At 70.7% G+C, this 18,045-nt stretch carries 17 protein-coding genes; 5 read left to right on the top strand and 12 right to left on the bottom strand.

Annotated elements, in window-relative coordinates; genetic code table 11:
* Positions 1-125 precede the first annotated feature (125 nt).
* Complete coding sequence (locus tag PD653B2_RS03000; protein WP_085870850.1) at positions 126-482, bottom strand: DUF4267 domain-containing protein; 357 nt, start codon at positions 480-482, stop codon at positions 126-128.
* 52 nt (positions 483-534) lie between these two features.
* On the opposite strand from PD653B2_RS03000, the gene PD653B2_RS03005 reads away from it, so the two are divergent.
* Entirely contained in the window at positions 535-1,194 is a 660-nt protein-coding gene (locus PD653B2_RS03005; protein WP_085870851.1) for a nitroreductase family protein, read from the top strand.
* A 9-nt stretch (positions 1,195-1,203) separates the two neighbouring features.
* Here the strand turns inward: PD653B2_RS03005 and PD653B2_RS03010 are convergent, their stop codons facing one another.
* The 7 genes from PD653B2_RS03010 to PD653B2_RS03040 are packed head-to-tail and all read right to left on the bottom strand — an operon-like array spanning position 1,204 to position 7,941.
* The gene (locus PD653B2_RS03010) at positions 1,204-2,166 is read right to left on the bottom strand and encodes an alpha/beta hydrolase (RefSeq protein ID WP_085870852.1); all 963 of its coding nucleotides are present in this window, start codon (positions 2,164-2,166) and stop codon (positions 1,204-1,206) included.
* Positions 2,163-2,933: a glycerophosphodiester phosphodiesterase gene (locus PD653B2_RS03015; protein ID WP_085870853.1), complete on the bottom strand. Its 771-nt coding sequence runs from the start codon at positions 2,931-2,933 to the stop codon at positions 2,163-2,165. The genes PD653B2_RS03010 and PD653B2_RS03015 overlap by 4 nt, the downstream gene beginning before the upstream one ends.
* Positions 2,930-3,643 carry a gamma-glutamyl-gamma-aminobutyrate hydrolase family protein gene (locus PD653B2_RS03020; RefSeq protein WP_085870854.1) on the bottom strand — a complete coding sequence of 238 codons (714 nt, stop codon included), beginning with the start codon at positions 3,641-3,643 and terminating at the stop codon, positions 2,930-2,932. Before PD653B2_RS03020 ends, PD653B2_RS03015 begins: the two co-directional genes overlap by 4 nt.
* 1 nt (position 3,644) lies before the next feature.
* On the bottom strand, positions 3,645-4,424 hold the full coding sequence (locus PD653B2_RS03025; RefSeq protein WP_085870855.1) for a 3-oxoacyl-ACP reductase: 780 nt from the start codon (positions 4,422-4,424) through the stop codon (positions 3,645-3,647).
* A gap of 29 nt (positions 4,425-4,453) precedes the next feature.
* Entirely contained in the window at positions 4,454-5,812 is a 1,359-nt protein-coding gene (locus PD653B2_RS03030; RefSeq protein WP_085870856.1) for an aldehyde dehydrogenase family protein, read from the bottom strand.
* Positions 5,812-7,191, bottom strand: coding sequence for a glutamine synthetase family protein (locus tag PD653B2_RS03035; protein ID WP_085870857.1), 1,380 nt, complete (start codon positions 7,189-7,191; stop codon positions 5,812-5,814). Before PD653B2_RS03035 ends, PD653B2_RS03030 begins: the two co-directional genes overlap by 1 nt.
* Before the next feature lie 6 nt (positions 7,192-7,197).
* The gene (locus PD653B2_RS03040; RefSeq protein WP_085870858.1) at positions 7,198-7,941 is read right to left on the bottom strand and encodes a FadR/GntR family transcriptional regulator; all 744 of its coding nucleotides are present in this window, start codon (positions 7,939-7,941) and stop codon (positions 7,198-7,200) included.
* Between the two features lie 149 nt (positions 7,942-8,090).
* Between PD653B2_RS03040 and PD653B2_RS03045 the strand changes: the two genes are divergently transcribed.
* The 4 genes from PD653B2_RS03045 to PD653B2_RS03055 are packed head-to-tail and all read left to right on the top strand — an operon-like array spanning position 8,091 to position 13,292.
* Positions 8,091-9,677, top strand: a complete 1,587-nt coding sequence (locus PD653B2_RS03045) for an amino acid permease (protein ID WP_089503871.1) — start codon at positions 8,091-8,093, stop codon at positions 9,675-9,677.
* Complete coding sequence (locus PD653B2_RS24175) at positions 9,678-10,577, top strand: choline kinase family protein (RefSeq protein WP_089503872.1); 900 nt, start codon at positions 9,678-9,680, stop codon at positions 10,575-10,577.
* A complete protein-coding gene (locus PD653B2_RS03050) occupies positions 10,570-12,990 on the top strand; it encodes a GcvT family protein (protein WP_085870859.1) in 2,421 nt (806 codons plus the stop codon). Before PD653B2_RS24175 ends, PD653B2_RS03050 begins: the two co-directional genes overlap by 8 nt.
* A 47-nt stretch (positions 12,991-13,037) precedes the next feature.
* Complete coding sequence (locus PD653B2_RS03055; protein ID WP_085870860.1) at positions 13,038-13,292, top strand: hypothetical protein; 255 nt, start codon at positions 13,038-13,040, stop codon at positions 13,290-13,292.
* Between the two features lie 11 nt (positions 13,293-13,303).
* Here the strand turns inward: PD653B2_RS03055 and PD653B2_RS03060 are convergent, their stop codons facing one another.
* The 4 genes from PD653B2_RS03060 to PD653B2_RS03075 are packed head-to-tail and all read right to left on the bottom strand — an operon-like array spanning position 13,304 to position 17,992.
* Positions 13,304-14,059, bottom strand: coding sequence for an amino acid ABC transporter ATP-binding protein (locus tag PD653B2_RS03060; protein ID WP_207559262.1), 756 nt, complete (start codon positions 14,057-14,059; stop codon positions 13,304-13,306).
* Positions 14,060-14,064: 5 nt separating this feature from the next.
* Positions 14,065-15,537, bottom strand: a complete 1,473-nt coding sequence (locus tag PD653B2_RS03065) for an ABC transporter substrate-binding protein/permease (protein ID WP_242665117.1) — start codon at positions 15,535-15,537, stop codon at positions 14,065-14,067.
* Between the two features lie 56 nt (positions 15,538-15,593).
* Entirely contained in the window at positions 15,594-16,379 is a 786-nt protein-coding gene (locus tag PD653B2_RS03070) for a chitosanase (RefSeq protein ID WP_085870862.1), read from the bottom strand.
* Positions 16,380-16,402: 23 nt separating this feature from the next.
* The gene (locus PD653B2_RS03075; RefSeq protein WP_085870863.1) at positions 16,403-17,992 is read right to left on the bottom strand and encodes a catalase; all 1,590 of its coding nucleotides are present in this window, start codon (positions 17,990-17,992) and stop codon (positions 16,403-16,405) included.
* Between the last annotated feature and the right edge of the window lie 53 nt (positions 17,993-18,045).

An 18,045-nucleotide genomic window follows, 5' to 3' on the forward strand; every position in this document is an offset into this window, starting at 1 on the left:
AACCACCGGTGGGCCGGGGGTGTCGCGACAGGCGCTAGCGCGCCTTCCTCAACCACCGGTGGCTGCGGGGGTCTCGACACGGCCGCAGGGCGACCTGGTCGATCAACGGCGGGTGGCCACCCGGGTCAGCCCCGGCGCAGGCCCGACAGCCCGGAGCCGACGGCACCGGCGGCGGGGCCGATGAGGGTGAAGGCGGTCTTCTTCGAGATCGTGCCGTCCTTCATCGCCAGGTAGCCGGTCGCGGCGTCACCCGCGTCGACCGCGATGCCGACCAGCGCGAGGTTGCGGCGGGTCTTGCCCCGGACCAGCAGGGTGACCAGCCCGAGGGCGATCTCGCGGATGCCGAAGAGCCGGGTGACGTAGGACAGCTGCGGGTTGGCCGCGGCGTCGAGCTGGAAGGCCTTCGCGGCGAGGTCGGGGTTCGCGACGGCGAGGGTGCCGACCGCGATCCGGCCGAGGGAGAGTCCGATCACAGGGTTCATGGCGAGCACGTTAGCGGTGCGCTGCTCACCTGTTCCGTGACAGGCTCGACGTATGGACCTCTACGACGTGATGCGCACGACCCCGGCGGTCCGGGAGTTCACCGACGACCCGTTGCCCGACGAGACCCTGCGCCGGATCCTCGACAACGCGCGGTTCGCGCCGAGCGGCGGCAACCGCCAGGGGACGCACGTGATCGTCGTGACCGACCAGGGCACCCGGGAGTCGCTCGTCGAGCTGTACGGCCCCACCGTGCGCCGCTACGTCGCCCAGGCCAAGGCGGGCCAGAGCCCGTGGAACAGCCTCGAGCCGCCGATCCCCACGCCGGAGGAGATCGCGGCGACCGACGTGCCCGAGAGCTTCACCGAGCCCGTGCTCACCGCGCCGGTCGTGCTCGTCGTGTGCCTCGACCTCGGCGTCGTCGCCTCGACGGACCAGGACCTCGACCGGGTCGGCGTGATCAGCGGCGCCTCGGTCTACCCCCTGGCGTGGAACATCCTGCTCGCGGCGCGCAACGAGGGCTTCGGCGGCACCATCACGACGATGATGGCCCCGGCCGAGCCGGCCGTGCGCGGACTGTTGGGGATCCCGGATCAGTACGCCGTCGCAGCGGTGATCCCGCTCGGCAAGCCGGTCAAGGTGCTCACGAAGCTGCGCCGCAACCCGGTCGAGGAGTTCGTGACCCGGGAGAGGTTCGACGGCCCGCCGTTCTGACGGCCCGGCTCAGTCGACGTACGCCGACACCCAGCGGGCGATCTCGTCGTACGCCTGCGCCCGCGGCTCGGGCAGGGAGAGCACCACGTCGTGGCGCGCGCCGTGGATCGCGACGTAGGTGACGTGCCGGCCCAGGGCGACCGCCCAGCGCCGGATCTGGGGCACCTCGAGCACGATGTCGTAGGCGTGCACGTCCTCGCCCATCTCCGTGGGCCACCGGGTGTCGCCCGAGGAGAGCACCAGGACCGGGCAGCCGACCTCGAGTCCGCGGTGCAGCTCGTGGTGGCCGAGACGGATCGCGCGCAGCCACCCGGCGTACACCGGCCACGACGCGATCGGCTTCCACTCCAGGTTGAAGTCCCACTCGCCGTCGTGCTCGGCGTGGAGGCCCCGGGTGTAGAAACCGTCGACCTTGCGCGGGATCTCGCGGCGCGGCCGGCGCGCGCCGACCCGCTTCAGGACCGTGGTGCCGACGGTGCGGACCAGGGCGCCGCCCTGCATGTCGAGCCAGGGGGAGTTGAGCACCATCCCGGCGAGGCCGGGCTGACGCTCGTTGGCCCAGAGCGACACGATCAGGCCGCCGGTCGAGTGGGCGCTCATCACGACGTGGTCGTGGCCGTCCCGCTCCGTCACCCGGTGCCAGGCGGCGTCGAGGTCGGGGAAGTACTCGCGCAGGTCCGTGACGAAGTTGGGGGTCTGGTGGGGTCTCAGGGAGCGGCCGTACTTGCGCAGGTCGATCGCGTAGAAGTCGTAGCCGCGCTCGTTCCACCACTCGGCGTAGGCCGTCTGGAAGAAGTAGTCGGCGAACCCGTGCACGTAGAGGACCGCGCGGGTGGTCGGCTCGGCCGCACGTCGTACGACGAGGGTCGCGACGACTGCGCCCTCGTCGTCGGGCGGCAGCCCGATCGTCTCGGCGAGGTAGGGCTCGCCCAGGACGTCGGGGACGAGCTGGTCGAAGGCACCGATGCTCATGGGACAAGTCTTTCAGCACGGACCCGGAGCGCGAGCTCCGGCTCGTTCGTGGTCACCAGCCAGGCCCGGCCCGGCCGGAGCCAGTGCCGCAGCGAGTCCTCGGTGTTCACCGTCCACACGAGCAGCGGCAACCGCCGCCGGCGCGCGAACCGCGCCACGCCCATCCGTGCCAACCAGTGGTGCGCGACCACGACGTTGGCGCGGGACTGGCGGTAGCGCACGTGCGGCCACACCTCCGAGGCCCGCACCTTGATCTGCCGCCACACCGGGAAGCCGGTGACGCCGCGACCGAGCGACAGGCCCACGAGGAGGTCGTGCCCGAGCACGTCGGCCCAGTCGCGGACCGCCTTGACCGAGCGGTCGTCGAGGGTGGTCACCACCAGGTTCGACGAGCCGAGCCGCTGCACCGCGCGAGCCGCAGCCGCGACCTCGTACGTCGTGCTGGTGAGCTCGTAGGCAGCGTCGGGGGAGACGAACTTGAGGTCGAGGTGCGCCCGCTTGCCGGTGCCGGCGAGGAGGCCGAGCAGCTCGTCGTAGAGCAGCACGTCGGGAACGACTGCGAAGAGCTGGTCCAGGGTCAGGTCGGCGAGCGGTACGTCGGTCCCGTCGATGTCGACGACGGCGTTGTGGAACAGCACGAAGGTGCCGTCCCCGCACCGCTGCACGTCGAACTCCACGAAGTCGACGTCGAGCGCGAGCGCGCGTTCGACGTCGGCCCGCGTCAGGCAGCGGTGCGCGCTGACCAGGACGCGCTCGTGTCGGTTCATCGAGTCCCAGCGTAGGCGGCGGCAGCCCGGACCAGGCCGGCCAGCAGGCCGACGTCGGCTGCCGTCTCGGGGTGCCACTGGACGCCGACGCTGAACCGGTCGCCCGGCGCCTCCATCGCCTCGAGCGTGCCGTCGGCGGCGTGCGCCGCCGCGACGTAGCCGGGGTGGTCGCGCACCGACTGGTGGTGGTGGCAGTTGACGCTCAGCCGGTCGCCGACCAGCCCCGCGACCCGGGTGCCGGTCGTGGTGGTGACCTCGACGGCGCCGAACTCGTCACCGCCCGGGCTGTGCTGCTCGTGGGCGACCAGGTCGGGCAGGTGCTGGTCGAGGCTGCCGCCGGCGTGCACGGCCATCACCTGCATGCCGCGGCACACGCCCAGCACCGGCAGGCCGACCGCTTCGGCGGCGTCGAGCAGCGCCGACTCCCAGGCGTCCCGGTCGGGCCGCCACGCGGCCGTCCGGGGGTGCGGGGCTGCGCCGTACCGGCCCGGGTCGACGTCGGCGCCGCCGCTGATGACGAGCCCGTCGAGCCGGGCGACCACCGCATCGGCCGCGCCGGACTGGCCGACCGGCGCGAGCAGCACCGGCACGCCGCCGGTGGCCTCGACGGCGTCGGCGTACTGCGCGGGCAGCAGGTCGGCGCGCTGGTGCCACACGCCCCACGCCGCGTCCTCGCGGTAGGTGGTCAGGCCGATCAGCGGTGCGGCCACGTCAGAGGGGCGTGACGTAGGCGCCGGAGATGCCGCCGTCGACGAGGAACGTGCTCGCGGTCATGAACGACGAGTCGTCGGAGGCCAGGAACAGCACGGCCGCGGCCATCTCCTCGGGCTCGCCGAAGCGGCCCATCGGCACGTGCACGAGCCGGCGCGCGGCCCGCTCGGCGTCCTTGGCGAAGAGCTCCTGGAGGAGGGGCGTGTTGACCGGCCCGGGGCAGAGCGCGTTGACGCGCACCCCCTGACGGGCGAACTGCACGCCGAGCTCGCGGGTCATCGAGAGCACCCCGCCCTTCGAGGCGGAGTAGGAGATCTGCGACGTCGCCGCGCCCATCACCGCGACGAACGAGGCGGTGTTGATGATCGAGCCCTTGCCCTGCTCGATCATGTAGGGGAGGGCGGCCTTGCAGCACAGGTAGACGCTGGTCAGGTTGACCTCCTGCACCCGGCGCCAGGCGTCGAGCTCGGTGTCGAGGATCGAGTCGTCGTCGGGCGGGCTGATGCCGGCGTTGTTGAACGCGATGTCGACCGACCCGTAGGTGTCCTTCGCGGTCTTGAAGAGCGCGTCGACCTCCTCCTTGCTGGTGACGTCGACATGCACGTACGTCGCGATGTCGGCGCCGCCGAGCTGCCCGACCAGCTCGTGCCCGCGCTGGTCGTCGATGTCGCCGATGACGACCTTCGCGCCCTCCTCGACGAAGCGCTGGACCGTCGCCAGGCCGATGCCCGAGCAGCCGCCGGTGACGACCGCGACCCGGTCCTGAATCCTGCCTGCCATTTCTCTCCGTTCGTTGGTCGTATCGAGACCTAGTGGGCGATGAAGACGTTCTTCTCCTCGGTGAACGCCATGGGGGCGTCCGGACCGAGCTCTCGGCCGAGGCCGGACTGCTTGTAGCCGCCGAACGGGGTCCAGTAGCGCACCGCGGAGTGCGAGTTGACGCTGAGGTTGCCGCTCTCGACCGCGCGGGCCACCCGGAGGCCCCGGCCCAGGTCGTTGGTGTAGATCGATCCGGACAGGCCGTACTCCGTGTCGTTGGCGAGGGCGATCACGTGCTCCTCGTCGTCGAAGGGCATCACCGCGACCACCGGCCCGAAGACCTCCTCGCGCCAGATCCGGGCCTCGGCGTCCTCGGTGGTGACCACGCTGGGGGGCACCCAGAAGCCGTCGCCGCCGGGTGTCGAGCCGGCGAAGGCCACGTCGACCTCGTGGAGGAAGCCGGTGACGGTCTCCTTCTGGCGCGCCGAGATCAGCGGGCCCATCTCGCTCGACTCGTCGGTCGGGTCGAGGACCCGCATGCCGGTGACGGCGGGCTCGAGCTTGCTGAGGAACTCGTCGTACGCCGAGCGCTCCACCAGGATCCGCGAGCGGGCGCAGCAGTCCTGACCGGCGTTGTCGAAGACGGCGTACGGCGCCGTCGCCGCCGCCGCGTCGATGTCCGCGTCGGCGAAGACGATGTTGGAGCTCTTGCCACCCAGCTCGAGGGTGAGCCGCTTCACCTGGTCGGCGCAGCCGGCCATGATCTTCTTGCCCACCGCGGTCGAGCCGGTGAAGACGATCTTGCGCACGAGCGGGTGGGTCACGAACCGCTCGCCCACCACGGAGCCCTGGCCCGGGATGACGGTGAGCACGTGCTCGGGCAGCCCGGCCTCGAGGGCGAGCTCGCCCAGGCGGATCGCGGTGAGCGGGGTGAGCTCCGCAGGCTTGAGCACGACCGTGTTGCCGGCCGCCAGCGCGGGCGCGAAGCCCCAGCCCGCGATCGGCATCGGGAAGTTCCACGGCACGATGATGCCGACGACGCCGAGCGGCTCGCGGAACGTGATGTCGACCCCGCCGGGCACCGGGATCTGGCGTCCGAAGAGCCGCTCGGGGGCCGCCGAGTAGTAGTTGAGGCAGTCGCGGACGTTGCCTGCCTCCCAGCGGGCGTTGCCCCACGTGTGGCCCGCGTTGCGGACCTCCAGCTCGGCGAGCTCCTCGATGTGGTCGTCGACCACCGACGCGAAGCGGCGCAGGAGCGCCGCCCGGTCACCGGGGGCGACCCGCCGCCACGAGCCGAAGGCCTCCTGGGCGCGCTCGATGGCGACGTCGGTCTCGGCGACCGAGGCGAGGTGCACGTCGGTGACCGGGCGGGCGGTCGCCGGGTTGATGACGGTGTAGGTGTCGGACATCAGAGCCTTTCGAAGCCGCGGCGCAGCTCCCAGTCGGTGACGGCGGCGTTGTAGGACGCCAGTTCCACGTCGGCCATGTTGACGTAGTGGTCGACGACCTCGTCGCCCAGGGCGGCCCGGGCGATCGCGGACGAGGCGAAGATCTCGCGGGCCGCCGGCATCGTCGACGGCACCTTCGGTCGCCCCGAGCTGTAGGCGTTGCCGACCAGCGGCTCCTCGAGCTCGAGCTCGTTCTCGATGCCGTGCATCCCGCCGGCGACCATCGCGGCCAGGGCGAGGTAGGGGTTCACGTCGCCACCGGGGACCCGGTTCTCCATCCGGGCACCGGCGCCGCGGCCGACCAGGCGGAGGGCGCAGGTGCGGTTGTCCAGGCCCCAGGCGATCGTGTTGGGCGCGAACGACCCGTCCGCGAAGCGCTTGTAGGAGTTGATGTTCGGCGCGTAGAGCAGCGTGAAGTCCGCGATGGTCGCCAGCACGCCCGCGACGAAGCTGTCGTAGAGCGGCGTCCGCTCGCCCTTGTCCTCGTCCCAGAACACCAGCTCACCGTCCGTGCCGCGCAGCGACAGGTGGATGTGGCACGAGCTGCCCTCACGCTCGTCGTACTTGGCCATGAACGTGATCGCCTTGCCCTGCTGGGCGGCGATCTCCTTGGCGGCGGTCTTGTAGACCGCGTGGTTGTCGGCGGTCGTCATCGCCTCGGCGTACAGGAAGCCGATCTCGTGCTGGCCGAAGTTGCACTCACCCTTCGCGCCTTCGACGTCGAGCCCCGCGTCGTACATGTGGTTGCGGATCGACCGCAGCAGCGGCTCGACGCGGGTGGTGCCGAGGATCGAGTAGTCGACGTTGTACTGGTTGACCGGGGTGAGGTGCCGGTAGTTGTCGAGGTGGGCCTGCTCGTACGTCGTGTCGAAGGCGATGAACTCGAGCTCGGTGCCGGACAGCGCCGTCCAGCCGCGCTCGGCGACCCGGTCGAGCTGCTTCTGCAGGATCGCCCGCGGTGACTGGACGACGGGGGAGTGGTCGGGCCAGACCAGGTCGCACTGCACCATCGCGGTCGCAGGCAGGTGGGTGAGCAGCCGGATCGTGCGCTCGTCGAGCACGAACTCCATGTCGCCGTAGCCCTTCTCCCACGAGGAGATGGCGTAGCCGTCGACGGTGTTCATGTCGACGTCGACCGCGAGCAGGTAGTTGCAGCCCTCGGTGCCGTGCCCGACGACGTGGTCGACGAAGTAGCGCCCGTGCAGGCGCTTGCCCTGCAGCCGGCCCTGCATGTCGGTGAAGGCGACCACGACCGTGTCGACCTTCCCGACCTCGATCCGGTCGACCAGCTGCTTCATCGACAGATGCCTGTTGTTGCGGAGGTCCGTGTCCTGGGCCATGGCTTCCTATCCCACCAGGCCGCGCAGCAGCGCGGCTGTGTCGTCGCAGTGTTCCTCCATCGCCCGGCGGGCGCGGTCCGCGTCCCCGGCCAGGATCGCCTTGACCACGACCGCGTGCTGGCGGTCGGAGTGCGCGATGTTGGCCTGGAGCACGGGGATGGCGAGCAGCATCTCGTGCAGGGTCGCCTGCACCGAGGTGACGGCCTCGATCAGCCGCGGTGAGTCGGCGAGCGAGGCGATCGTGAGATGCAGGCGCGAGTCGGCCTGGCGGTGCGCAGCCGGCTTGGGGGCGTCGATGACGGCGGCGTGCGCCTCCTCGAGCTGCGCACGACGCGCGTCGGACAGCTCGAGCGCGGCGGCGACGTAGGCCGCTCCGGGCTCGACGATCCGGCGGTACTCGAGCGCGTCCAGCCAGTCCCGGCGCCGCTCGGGCGACACCCGCGCCGCCGCCCGTGCCGACGGCGTCCTCGGCTTCAGCGTCACCACGGTGCCGCCGCCTCGGCCGCGGGTCGTCTCGACCAGTCCGGCCTCGCGCAGGGCGGCCATCGCCTCGCGCAGGGTGGCCCGCGAGACGCGGAGCATCACGGCGAGCTCGCGCTCCGGCGGCAACGTCGTGCCGAGCGGGTAGACGCCGAGCCGGATCGCGGTCGCCAGCTGCTCGACGCAGGCCTCGAACGCGTGGTGCCCGCGCACCGGCCTGAGGACCGCCTCGGGGAGCTCCGAGAGGGAGTGCTCGTGCGACGCGGTCATGGGCTCAATCCTTGGGATCGACGCGGGGTGGTGTCAATGAGGTCAATGGTCTGAGTTCATACCAATTTTACGATGGGCTATGGACACCCCGAACGGGGCGGGTCTAGCGTCCGGTTCACATTCGCACGATCACCCCCGGAAGGTGCCTGATGCCCGAAGCACACGAGCCGGTCCCGACTCACCCGGCCCCGGAGCTCAGCGAGGACGAGAAGCACCTCGCGAAGCTGGGTTACAAGCAGGAGCTCTCCCGCTCCTGGTCCGGCTTCTCGAACTTCGCGATCTCGTTCTCGATCATCTCGATCCTCGCCGGCTGTCTGACCACCTATGGGGCGGGCATCTCGAACGGCGGGCCGATCTCGATCTCGTGGTCCTGGCCGATCATCTCGGCGTTCATCCTGATCATCGGTTTCACGATGTCGGAGCTGGTGTCGGCCATGCCGACCTCGGGCGGCATCTACTACTGGGCCTCCAAGCTCGGCGGGCCGGCCGCGGGCTTCTTCACCGGCTGGCTCAACCTCATCGGCCTCATCGCGGTGACCGCCTCGGTCGCCTACGGCTGTGCCACGTTCTTCGAGCTGACCTTCCTCGAGTGGGGCTTGTACGACGCCTTCTCGCTCAACCGGATCTTCGTGTTCTTCGTGGTGATCCTGGCCCTCATCACCGTGATCAACATCTTCTCCAGCCACCTCCTCGCGCTGATCAACAACATCTCCGTGTGGTGGCACGTCGTCGGCGCAGCGGTGCTGATCGGCGTCCTGCTCTTCGTCCCCGACGACCACCTGAGCGTCTCCCAGGTCTTCACCGACAAGTTCAACGGGTCCGGGTGGTCGGACGGATCGACCGGCACGATGGCGTTCTGGTTCGTGATCATCCCGTTCGGCTTCATCCTGACCCAGTACACGATCACCGGGTTCGACGCCTCGGTCCACCTCTCCGAGGAGACTCAGGGGGCGGCGAAGGCGGCGGCGCAGGGCATCTGGAGGTCGATCTTCTACTCGGCGGTCGGCGGCTACCTCCTGCTGCTCGCCGTCACGTTCGCGATCCCGAAGGTCGACGGCCAGCCCGACTACGCGAGCATCCCAGCCGGTGGCGTCGCCTACGTGTTCGACGCCTCCCTCGGTGCCAACTGGGCGGGCACGTTGCTCTTCATCTCCGCCTGCGCGCAGCTGTTCTGCGCGACGGCCTGCCTGACGTCGACCTCACGGATGATGTTCGCCTTCAGCCGGGACCGCGCGGTCCCGGGCTCGCGATTCTGGTCCAAGGTCAACGCGAACAGGACCCCGGCCAACGCGGTCATCTGCGCGGCGGTCGTCGGCGGCATCATCACGCTGCCGGCCCTGAAGTCCGTCAACGGGATCCCGACCGCGTTCTACGCCGTCACGTCCGTGTCGGTCATCGGTCTCTACTTCTCCTTCGCCATCCCGATCTTCCTGCGCTGGAGGAAGGGCGACAGCTTCGAGGTCGGCAGCTGGAACAACGGCAGCAAGTACAAGTGGATGAACCCGATCGCCGTCATCGAGATCGTCGTGGTGGGCATCATGCTGATGCTGCCCACCACGCCGTACGGCGCGCCGTGGCGCGACGAGTTCGACTGGGCGAGCGTCAACTACGCCCCGGTCATGACCGTGGGCGTGCTGCTGGTCATCGCGATCTGGTGGTTGGTGTCCGCGAGCAAGTGGTTCACCGGCCCCGTCCACACGATCGACGATGCCGTCGTCCAGGCATTCGACGTCTGAGTGACCGACGCACCGCTGGACCGCCTCGCCTGCCTGGCGGGGCGGTCCTGGCGCGTCCAGGAGCTGCCCGGCGGCCTGACCAACATCAACCTCCACGTCACGACGGCCGACGGGCTCGACGTGGTGGTGCGCTGGTCGCAGGGCGACGCCGAGCTGCTCGGCATCGACCGCGACGCCGAGGCCGCCAACACGGCGACGGCGTACGACGCCGGGGTGGGTGCGGAGGTCGTCGAGTACCGGCCCGACCTCGCGATGCTGGTGATCGGCTTCCTCCAGGGCGAGGCGCTGGAGAACGCCGACTTCGCCGACCCGGGGGTCCTGGCCCGAGCCGCGCTGGCGACCCGGGAGCTGCACGCCGGCCCGCGGTTCACCGGCGACTTCGACATGTTCACCCGCCAGGAGGCCTACCTGACGACGGTGAAGGAGCGCGGCTACGCATTGCCCCAGGGCTACGACGACCACGCCGACGCCTGGTCCGACGTACGGCGGGCGCTGGCGAGGTCACCGCGACCGACCGTGCCGTGCAACAACGACCTGCTCGCGGCCAACTTCATCGACGACGGCGAGCGCTGCCGGCTGATCGACTATGAGTACTCCGGCAACAACGACGCCTGCTTCGAGCTGGGCAACACCGCCACCGAGTGCGACTTCACCCCCGAGCAGGTCGAGGCCTACGCCGAGGCGTACTTCGGCAGCCCGACCCGGGCCGACCTCGCCCGGGTGCGGCTGCAGATGCTCTGCAGCGAGTACGGCTGGTCGCTCTGGGGTTTCATCCAGGCGGCCGCCAGCCCGATCGACTACGACTTCCACGGGTGGGGCATGGAGCGCTACGACAAGGCGGTGGCGACCTTCCGGGGGCCGGCCCTCACCGGCCTGCTGGAAGATGTAGCCCGTGGCTGATCTCCCTTCTCGTGCCCAGGTCGTGATCGTCGGCGGCGGGGTGATCGGCACGTCCGTCGCCTACCACCTGACGAGGCTCGGCTGGACCGACGTGCTGCTGCTCGAGCAAGGGACGCTGTCGTGCGGCACCACCTGGCACGCGGCCGGGCTGGTCGGGCCGCTGCGCGCCTCGGAGAGCGGGACCCGGCTGGTGCAGTACTCCGCCGAGCTCTACGCCGCGCTCGAGGCCGAGACGGGCCTGGCGACGGGCTACCGCAACGTGGGCGGCCTGGTCGTGGCCCGGACCCCCGACCGGATGGTCCAGCTCGCCCGCACGGCGGCCAACGCCACGGCGTACGACATGGACTGCGAGCTGGTCTCGCCCGCGCGGGCCGGCGAGATCTGGCCGGCGATGCGCACCGACGACCTGCTCGGCGCGATCTGGCTGCCCGGCGACGGCAAGGTCAACCCGGCCGACGTCACGCAGTCGCTGGCGAAGGGCGCCCGCCAGCGCGGCGCCCGGATCGCGGAGCGAGTCCGGGTGACCGGCTTCGACGTGGCCGAGACGCCGCGTGGACGGCGGGTGACCGGCGTCCGCACGGACCAGGGCGCGGTCGAGGCCGAGGTGGTCGTGAACTGTGCCGGACAGTGGGCCAAGGCGCTCGGTGACCTGGTCGGCGTGACCGTGCCGCTGCACTCGGCGGAGCACTTCTACGTCGTCACCGAGGCCGTCGCGGGCGTGCACCCCGACCTGCCGATCATGCGCGACCCGGACGGCTGGACGTACTTCAAGGAGGAGACCGGCGGCCTCGTGGTCGGCGGCTTCGAGCCCGAGGCGAAGCCCTGGCGATCGCCCGACGACCTGCCGTACCCCTTCGAGTTCCAGCTGCTGGCCGAGGACTGGGAGCACTTCTCGGTGCTCATGGACGAGGCGCTGCTGCGCATCCCGGCACTGGACGAGACGGGCATCAGGAAGTTCTACAACGGCCCGGAGTCGTTCACGCCGGACAACCAGTTCCTACTGGGGGAGGCGCCCGAGCTCGACGGCTTCTTCGTGGGCGCGGGCTTCAACTCGGTCGGCATCGCGTCGGCCGGTGGGGCGGGACGCGCGCTCGCGGAGTGGATCGTCGCCGGGGAGCCGCAGGACGACCTGGTCGGCGTCGACGTACGCCGGTTCGCGCCGTTCCACGCCGACAACCGGTGGTTGCGCGCCCGCGTCGCCGAGGTGCTCGGCCTGCACTACGCGATCCCGTGGCCCAACCGCGAGCTGGAGACCGCCCGCCCGCAGCGGACGTCGCCGGTGCACGAGCGCCTGGCCGCCGCCGGCGCGCTCTTCGGCACCCGGATGGGCTGGGAGCGGCCGAACGTCTTCGGTCCGCCCGTCTCGTCGCTCGAGTACTCCTGGGGCAAGCCGTCCTGGCTGCCGTGGTCGGCCGCCGAGCAGCGGGCGACCCGCGGGGCGGTCGCCGTCTTCGACCAGACGTCGTTCTCGAAGTACGTCGTGTCGGGCCCGGGCGCGCTCGAGGCGTTGCAGTGGATCTGCGCGGCCGACGTCGACGTGCCGGTCGGCGGCTGCGTCTACACGCCGTTCCTCAACGGGCGCGGCACCTACGAGGCCGACCTGACGGTCACCCGCACCTCGCCCGACGGGTTCCTGCTCGTCTCCAGCTCGGCGACGACGATCCGCGACCTCGACTGGATCAGGCGGCACGGAGGTGGCGTCGTCGCCCGCGACGTGACCGAGGGCTTCTCCGTCCTCGGCGTGATGGGTCCCGCGTCCCGCGACCTCCTGACACCGCTCACCGATGCCGACCTCGGCGACGCGGCCTTCCCGTTCGCCACCAGCCAGGAGATCGCCCTGGGCGGCGTCCGGCTGCGGGCGACCCGGATGACGTACGTCGGCGAGCTCGGTTGGGAGCTGATGGTCCCGGTCGCCGACGCCCTCGCCGTCCACGACCTGCTGACGGGCGGAGGTGCCGTGCCCGCCGGCTACTACGCGATCGAGTCGCTCCGCCTCGAGAAGGGCTACCGCGCCTTCGGCCGCGAGCTCACGCCCGACGTCGGGCCGGTCGAGGCGGGCCTGGTCTTCGCCACCGCGCTCGAGGGTGCCAAGGACTTCCTGGGCCGCACAGCGCTGGTGGAGCACCGCGAGGTGCTCGCTGCCGGCGGCCCGCGTCGCCGGGTGGTGTCGCTGGTCGTCGAGTCACCCGAGCCGATGCTCTGGGGCGGCGAGCTGGTGCTGCGCGACGGGTCGCCGGTCGGCCAGGTCACCAGCGCCGCCTGGGGCGAGACCGTCGGGTCCTGCGTCGGTCTGGCCCTCCTGCGCGCGGGCGGCCCGGTCACGGCCGACTGGCTCGCGGCCGGCACCCACGAGGTCGACGTGGCGGGGGAGCGGCACGCCGTACGCCTGTCCCTGAAGGCGCCGCTCGCCTAGCTGGGCGGGTGCCGGTTGCGGATCGGCCGGCCGGGCATGATCGACTCGTGCGCGAACGACCAGTCCCGGACCGTCCGCCGCCCGGACCGCTCCCGGGCGCGCTGCTGGGCGTGGCCGCCGGCCTGCTGCTCGCCTCGATCTGGCTCTTCGGCGCCTGGGACGTCGCGCTCGCCGTCACCGCGGTGTTCGGCGGCCTCGTCACGGTCCTGCTCGCCGGTGCGCCGGGGTGGAGACCCTTCGCGACGGCTCTGGCCGTGCTCGCCGCGGTCGCCGCAGTCGTGCTCGTCGCCGTCGCTCGCTGAGGCCCGAAGACCTAGCCGGCGTCGAGTACCCGCTTGAGGAACCGCTGCGTTCGCTCCTCCCGGGGGTCGGTGAGGACCTCGGCGCCGCCGCGCTCGGCGACCACGCCGCCGTCGAGGAAGAGCACCTGCTCGGCGACGTCGCGGGCGAAACGGACCTCGTGGGTGACGATCACCAGCGTCCAGTTCTCGGCGGCGAGGTCACGGATGACGGCGAGCACCTCGCCGACGAGCTCGGGGTCGAGGGCGGAGGTCGGCTCGTCGAGGAGCAGCACCTCCGGCGTGAGCGCCAGCGCCCGCGCGATGCCCACCCGTTGCTGCTGCCCGCCGGAGAGCTGGGACGGGTAGGCGTCCTCGCGCCCGGCGAGACCGACCTTGTCGAGCAGCTCGCGGGCCGCGGCAACGGCCTCCTCGGGGTCGCGGCCCTGCACCTGGACCGGCCCCTCGATCAGGTTGCCGAGGACGGTCTTGTGCGGGAAGAGGTTGTGGGACTGGAAGACCATGCCGCTGCGGGCGCGCAACGCCTTCACCGCACGGTGGCGGGCCGCCTTGTCGGTGGGAGGCACGCCGAAGTCGATGCTCGCGTCGCTGATCCGGACGAGGCCGGAGTCCGGCGTCTCCAGGACGTTGAGCGAGCGCAGCACGGTCGTCTTGCCCGAGCCCGAGGGCCCGAGCAGCACGGTGACAGTGCCTGCGGTCGCCGTGAAGTCGACGTCTCTCAGGACCAGCTGGTCGCCGAAGGACTTCTCGAGCCCCTGGACCTCGATCAGTGCGTTCATGCCACATACCTGCTCAGTCGTCGTTCCAGGGGCGCTTGCCCCAGGGTCACCAGGTAGCAGACCACCCAGTAGAAGAGCGCTGCCAGGGCGTAGAGCGGGAGGTACTCCGTGCTGAGCGCGGCCGCGATGTTCGCCTCGTGGAACAGCTCGGGCACCAGGATCAACGAGACCAGTGAGGTGTCCTTGATCAGGGAGAGCAACGTGTTGGACAGCGGGGGCACGGCGATCCGTGCCGCCTGGGGGAGCACGATCCGGCGCATCGACTGCCAGTACTCCATCCCGATCACGGTCGCCGCCTCGTACTGGCCACGCGGCACGGACAGGATCGAGGCTCGGACGACCTCGGCGGCGTAGCCGCCCACGTTGAGGCTCAGGGCGAGGATCGCGGCGACGTACGGGTCGAGCTTGATGCCGACCTGCCCGAGCCCGTAGAAGACGAGGAACAGCTGCACCAGCAGGGGGGTGCCCCGGATGATCGAGATGTAGGTCCGGGCGACCCAGTCGAGGGGCCGGATCGACGAGAGCCGAGCAAGGGCGGCCAGGACCGCGAGCGCCAGTCCGACGAGGAAGCTGGCGATCGTCAGCGGGATCGTGCCCTGGACGAGCCCGCGGAGCATCTTGGGCGCGGTGTCGGCGAGCACCTCCCACCGCGTCCGCGAGTCCGATCCCTTGACGTCGACGTCCTGCGAGCCGCCCTTCACGGTCACGTCGGCCCCGAAGTACTTCTCCGAGATCTTCGCGAGCGTGCCGTCCTTCGTGAGGGCGGCGAGCGCCTCATCAGCCTCGTCCCGCAGGTCGGGGTCGGTCTTGCGGAAGGTCAGCGCCTGCTCGAGCGTCTCGTCGCCGGCGTCGCCGGCGATCTTGACCTGGTCGTTGCCGGAGGTCGCGAGGTAGTCGAGCACGGCGATGTTGTCGTTGACGATCGCGTCGACGCGGCCCTGGACCAACAGCTCCACGCCGGGCCCGAAGTCCTGCACGTACTTGACGTCCGCCCCTGCGTCGCGCGCCACCTGGGCCCAGTTGCTGCTGGCGGTCTGGGCCGTCGTCCGGCCCTCGAGGTCGGCGAGCGTGGTGATGTCGTCGTTGTCCTTGGCGGTCACGATCACGCCGTGGGAGTACGTGTACGGCGTGCTGAAGAGGTAGCGCGCCTCGCGCTCGGCGTTGATGGTGACCTGGTTGGCGATCACGTCGATGCGCCCGGAGTCCAGTGCCGGGAAGAGCGAGTCGAACGGCGCCTCCACGAACTGGACGTCCCAGCCCGCCTCCTCGCCGACCGCCCTCATGACCTCGATGTCGAAGCCGGTCAGCTCGTTGGTGTCCGGGTCGCGGTACGTGAACGGCGGGTAGGTGCCCTCGGTCCCGACCCGCACGACCCGCGGGGCGTCGACGTGGGCACTCGCCGGGCCGGCGATGCCGAGCAGCGCACCCCACACGAGGACGAGCAGCAGCAAGGGTCGGGTCAGGCGCACCCGGCCACGCTACTCGCGGTGTACTGCCGTTAATCGACCGGGTTAATGGGCTTCCGTCAGGGCGCCGGGATGTGGAAGCGGTCGCCGTACACGTGCCAGGTCAGCGGCGGCGTCAGGTCCAGGTTGTGGTCGCGGAGGAACACCCGCTGCGCGGTGTCGACGCGCGACGTGTCCTCGTGGGCCTGCTCGGCCTCCATGGCGTCGACCCGCGCGTCGAGGAACGCGTCGAGGTAGGCGATCTCCGACCCACCCCGGGCAGGGGTGTCGGCGTGCCGCATCGCCGTACGGCGGATGCCCCCGAAGCTGAGATGGCTGCTGCCGGGGCCGTGCATGACGATCGCGTCGTAGTAGATGAATTGGCCCAGGGTGCGCAGCCCGTCGCGCTGTGCTCGTCGTACGGCCGGGTCGAAGTAGACGCGGTCGCGCTCGACGTCCTGGGCATGCCGGAAGCCCGCGGTCCTCGCAGCTCGGTGCCAGGCGCGCACGAACGGCCGGCCCAGCCCGCGGTGCGAGTCGGTGCCGTTGACGTCGCGCAGTGCGGGCAGGAAGCGGGCCAGCGGGTTGTCGGGGTGCGCGTCCGTGTAGCTCCGGACGACCTCGAGCACGTCGCCGGTGCCCGAGCAGAACCCGATGATGCCGCCGGTGTAGCCGCGACCGTCGCCGATGTCCTCGAGGTAGGTGTACTGCCGGCGCCACCTCAGCGTGGAGTTCTCCGCGCTGGACACGATCTGCATCGCGATGTCCTTGCGATCGGCTCGGTCGAGGCCTGACGGCGCGGCCGCCGTGGCCGGCGCTCCTGCGAGGAGGAGCGCCAGCACGACGACGAGGGCGGCACGGCGCATGCGTCAGCGAACCATGGCGATGCTCACCCGGCGTGGGTGTCGTCCTCCACGACCGGGGCCGACGCGTCCTCCTTCGCCTGGTCGTCCTGCGCGCCGGGGGCGCCCAGGTCGGCGTCGGCGCGGACCAGCTCCTCGATCTGCTTGCCCGTCTCGGCGTCGACGGCCTTCCAGTACTGGAAGGCGCGCTCGAGGACGTCGCCCTCGACGCCGCCGAGCAGGTGACCGGCGACGGTCTTCACGAAGTTGGCCCGGATCTCGTCGTCCCAGACGTCGCGCACCAGCGTGCCGGCCTGGGTGAAGTCGTCGTCGTCCGCGCGCAGCGTGTAGGCCTGGCGCACCATGGCGCCGTCGGTCTCCCAGCCGGGGTCGACCTCACCGACGTTGTCGGCGTAGCCGCGGCCGAACGAGTTCGGCGCGTAGACCGGGTCGTCACCGCGGTGCTCGTAGGCCATCGCGCCGTCCTGCGTGTAGGTGTTGACCTCGACCCGGGGCCGGTTGACAGGCAGCTGGAGGTAGTTCGGGCCGATCCGGTGCCGGTGCGTGTCGGAGTAGGCGAACGCCCGGCCGAGCAGCATCTTGTCGGGGGAGAACCCGATCCCCGGGACCAGCGCCGACGGCTCGAACGCCGCCTGCTCGATCTGCGCGAAGAAGTTGTCCGGGTTGCGGTTCAGCGTCATCGTGCCGACCTTGATCAGCGGGTAGTCGCTGTGCGGCCAGATCTTCGTCAGGTCGAAGGGGTTGATCCGGTAGGTCTTCGCGTCGTCGTACGGCATCGCCTGGATCGACAGCGTCCACGACGGGAAGTCGCCCTTCGCGATCGTCTCGTACAGGTCGCGGCGGTGGAAGTCCGCGTCCTCGCCGGCGATCCGCGTGGCGTCCTCGTCGGTGAGGCCCTCGACGCCCTGGTCGCTGTGGAAGTGGTACTTCACCCAGTGCTTCTCGCCGGCCTCGTTGACCCACAGGTAGGTGTGGGACCCGTAGCCGTTCATGTGCCGGTAGGACTTCGGGATGCCGCGGTCGCCCATCAGGTAGGTCACCTGGTGCGCGGACTCCGGGTTGAGGCTCCAGAAGTCCCACTGCATGTTGTTGTCGCGCAGACCGGAGCCGCCACGGCGCTTCTGCGAGCGGATGAAGTGCGGGAACTTCATGGTGTCGCGGATGAAGAACACCGGGGTGTTGTTGCCGACCAGGTCGTAGTTGCCCTCGGAGGTGTAGAACTTCAGCGCGAAGCCGCGCGGGTCGCGCCAGGTGTCGGGCGATCCCATCTCGCCGGCGACGGTCGAGAAGCGGGCGAGCATCTCGGTCTTCACACCGGGCTGGAAGAGCGCGGCCTTGGTGTACGCCGAGACGTCCTCGGTGGTCTCGAACTCGCCGAAGGCGCCGGAGCCCTTCGCGTGCACGTTGCGCTCCGGGACGCGCTCCCGGTTGAAGTGCGCCATCTGGTTCAGGAAGTGCACGTCGTGGAGCACGATCGGGCCGTCGGGGCCGACCGTCAAGGAGTTGCGGTCACTGGGCGCGGGGGCGCCGTTGTCAGTCGTCGATCCGAGCTGGGCCTCGTCGGAGGGGGCCGTCGCGATCGAGGTGCCGTCGTTCGGCCGGGGGAGGTCGGGCATGTCGCTCCTAGGGGTGTCGCTCGATGGGTACGTCAGGTCGTACCCATTTGTCC

Origin of the sequence: Nocardioides sp. PD653-B2, assembly GCF_002117935.1 — a bacterium.
Classification (GTDB): domain Bacteria; phylum Actinomycetota; class Actinomycetes; order Propionibacteriales; family Nocardioidaceae; genus Nocardioides.

What these genes read in the sequence shown, in the direction of transcription:
- PD653B2_RS03030 (WP_085870856.1), bottom strand. Translation starts at nt 5,812, where the DNA reads ATGTCCGACACCTACACCGTCATCAACCCGGCGACCGCCCGCCCGGTC.
- PD653B2_RS03075 (WP_085870863.1), bottom strand. Translation starts at nt 17,992, where the DNA reads ATGCCCGACCTCCCCCGGCCGAACGACGGCACCTCGATCGCGACGGCC.
- PD653B2_RS03015 (WP_085870853.1), bottom strand. Translation starts at nt 2,933, where the DNA reads ATGAACCGACACGAGCGCGTCCTGGTCAGCGCGCACCGCTGCCTGACG.
- PD653B2_RS03035 (WP_085870857.1), bottom strand. Translation starts at nt 7,191, where the DNA reads ATGGCCCAGGACACGGACCTCCGCAACAACAGGCATCTGTCGATGAAG.
- PD653B2_RS03010 (WP_085870852.1), bottom strand. Translation starts at nt 2,166, where the DNA reads ATGAGCATCGGTGCCTTCGACCAGCTCGTCCCCGACGTCCTGGGCGAG.
- PD653B2_RS03045 (WP_089503871.1), top strand. Translation starts at nt 8,091, where the DNA reads ATGCCCGAAGCACACGAGCCGGTCCCGACTCACCCGGCCCCGGAGCTC.
- PD653B2_RS03040 (WP_085870858.1), bottom strand. Translation starts at nt 7,941, where the DNA reads ATGACCGCGTCGCACGAGCACTCCCTCTCGGAGCTCCCCGAGGCGGTC.
- PD653B2_RS03025 (WP_085870855.1), bottom strand. Translation starts at nt 4,424, where the DNA reads ATGGCAGGCAGGATTCAGGACCGGGTCGCGGTCGTCACCGGCGGCTGC.
- PD653B2_RS03005 (WP_085870851.1), top strand. Translation starts at nt 535, where the DNA reads ATGGACCTCTACGACGTGATGCGCACGACCCCGGCGGTCCGGGAGTTC.
- PD653B2_RS03000 (WP_085870850.1), bottom strand. Translation starts at nt 482, where the DNA reads ATGAACCCTGTGATCGGACTCTCCCTCGGCCGGATCGCGGTCGGCACC.
- PD653B2_RS03070 (WP_085870862.1), bottom strand. Translation starts at nt 16,379, where the DNA reads ATGCGCCGTGCCGCCCTCGTCGTCGTGCTGGCGCTCCTCCTCGCAGGA.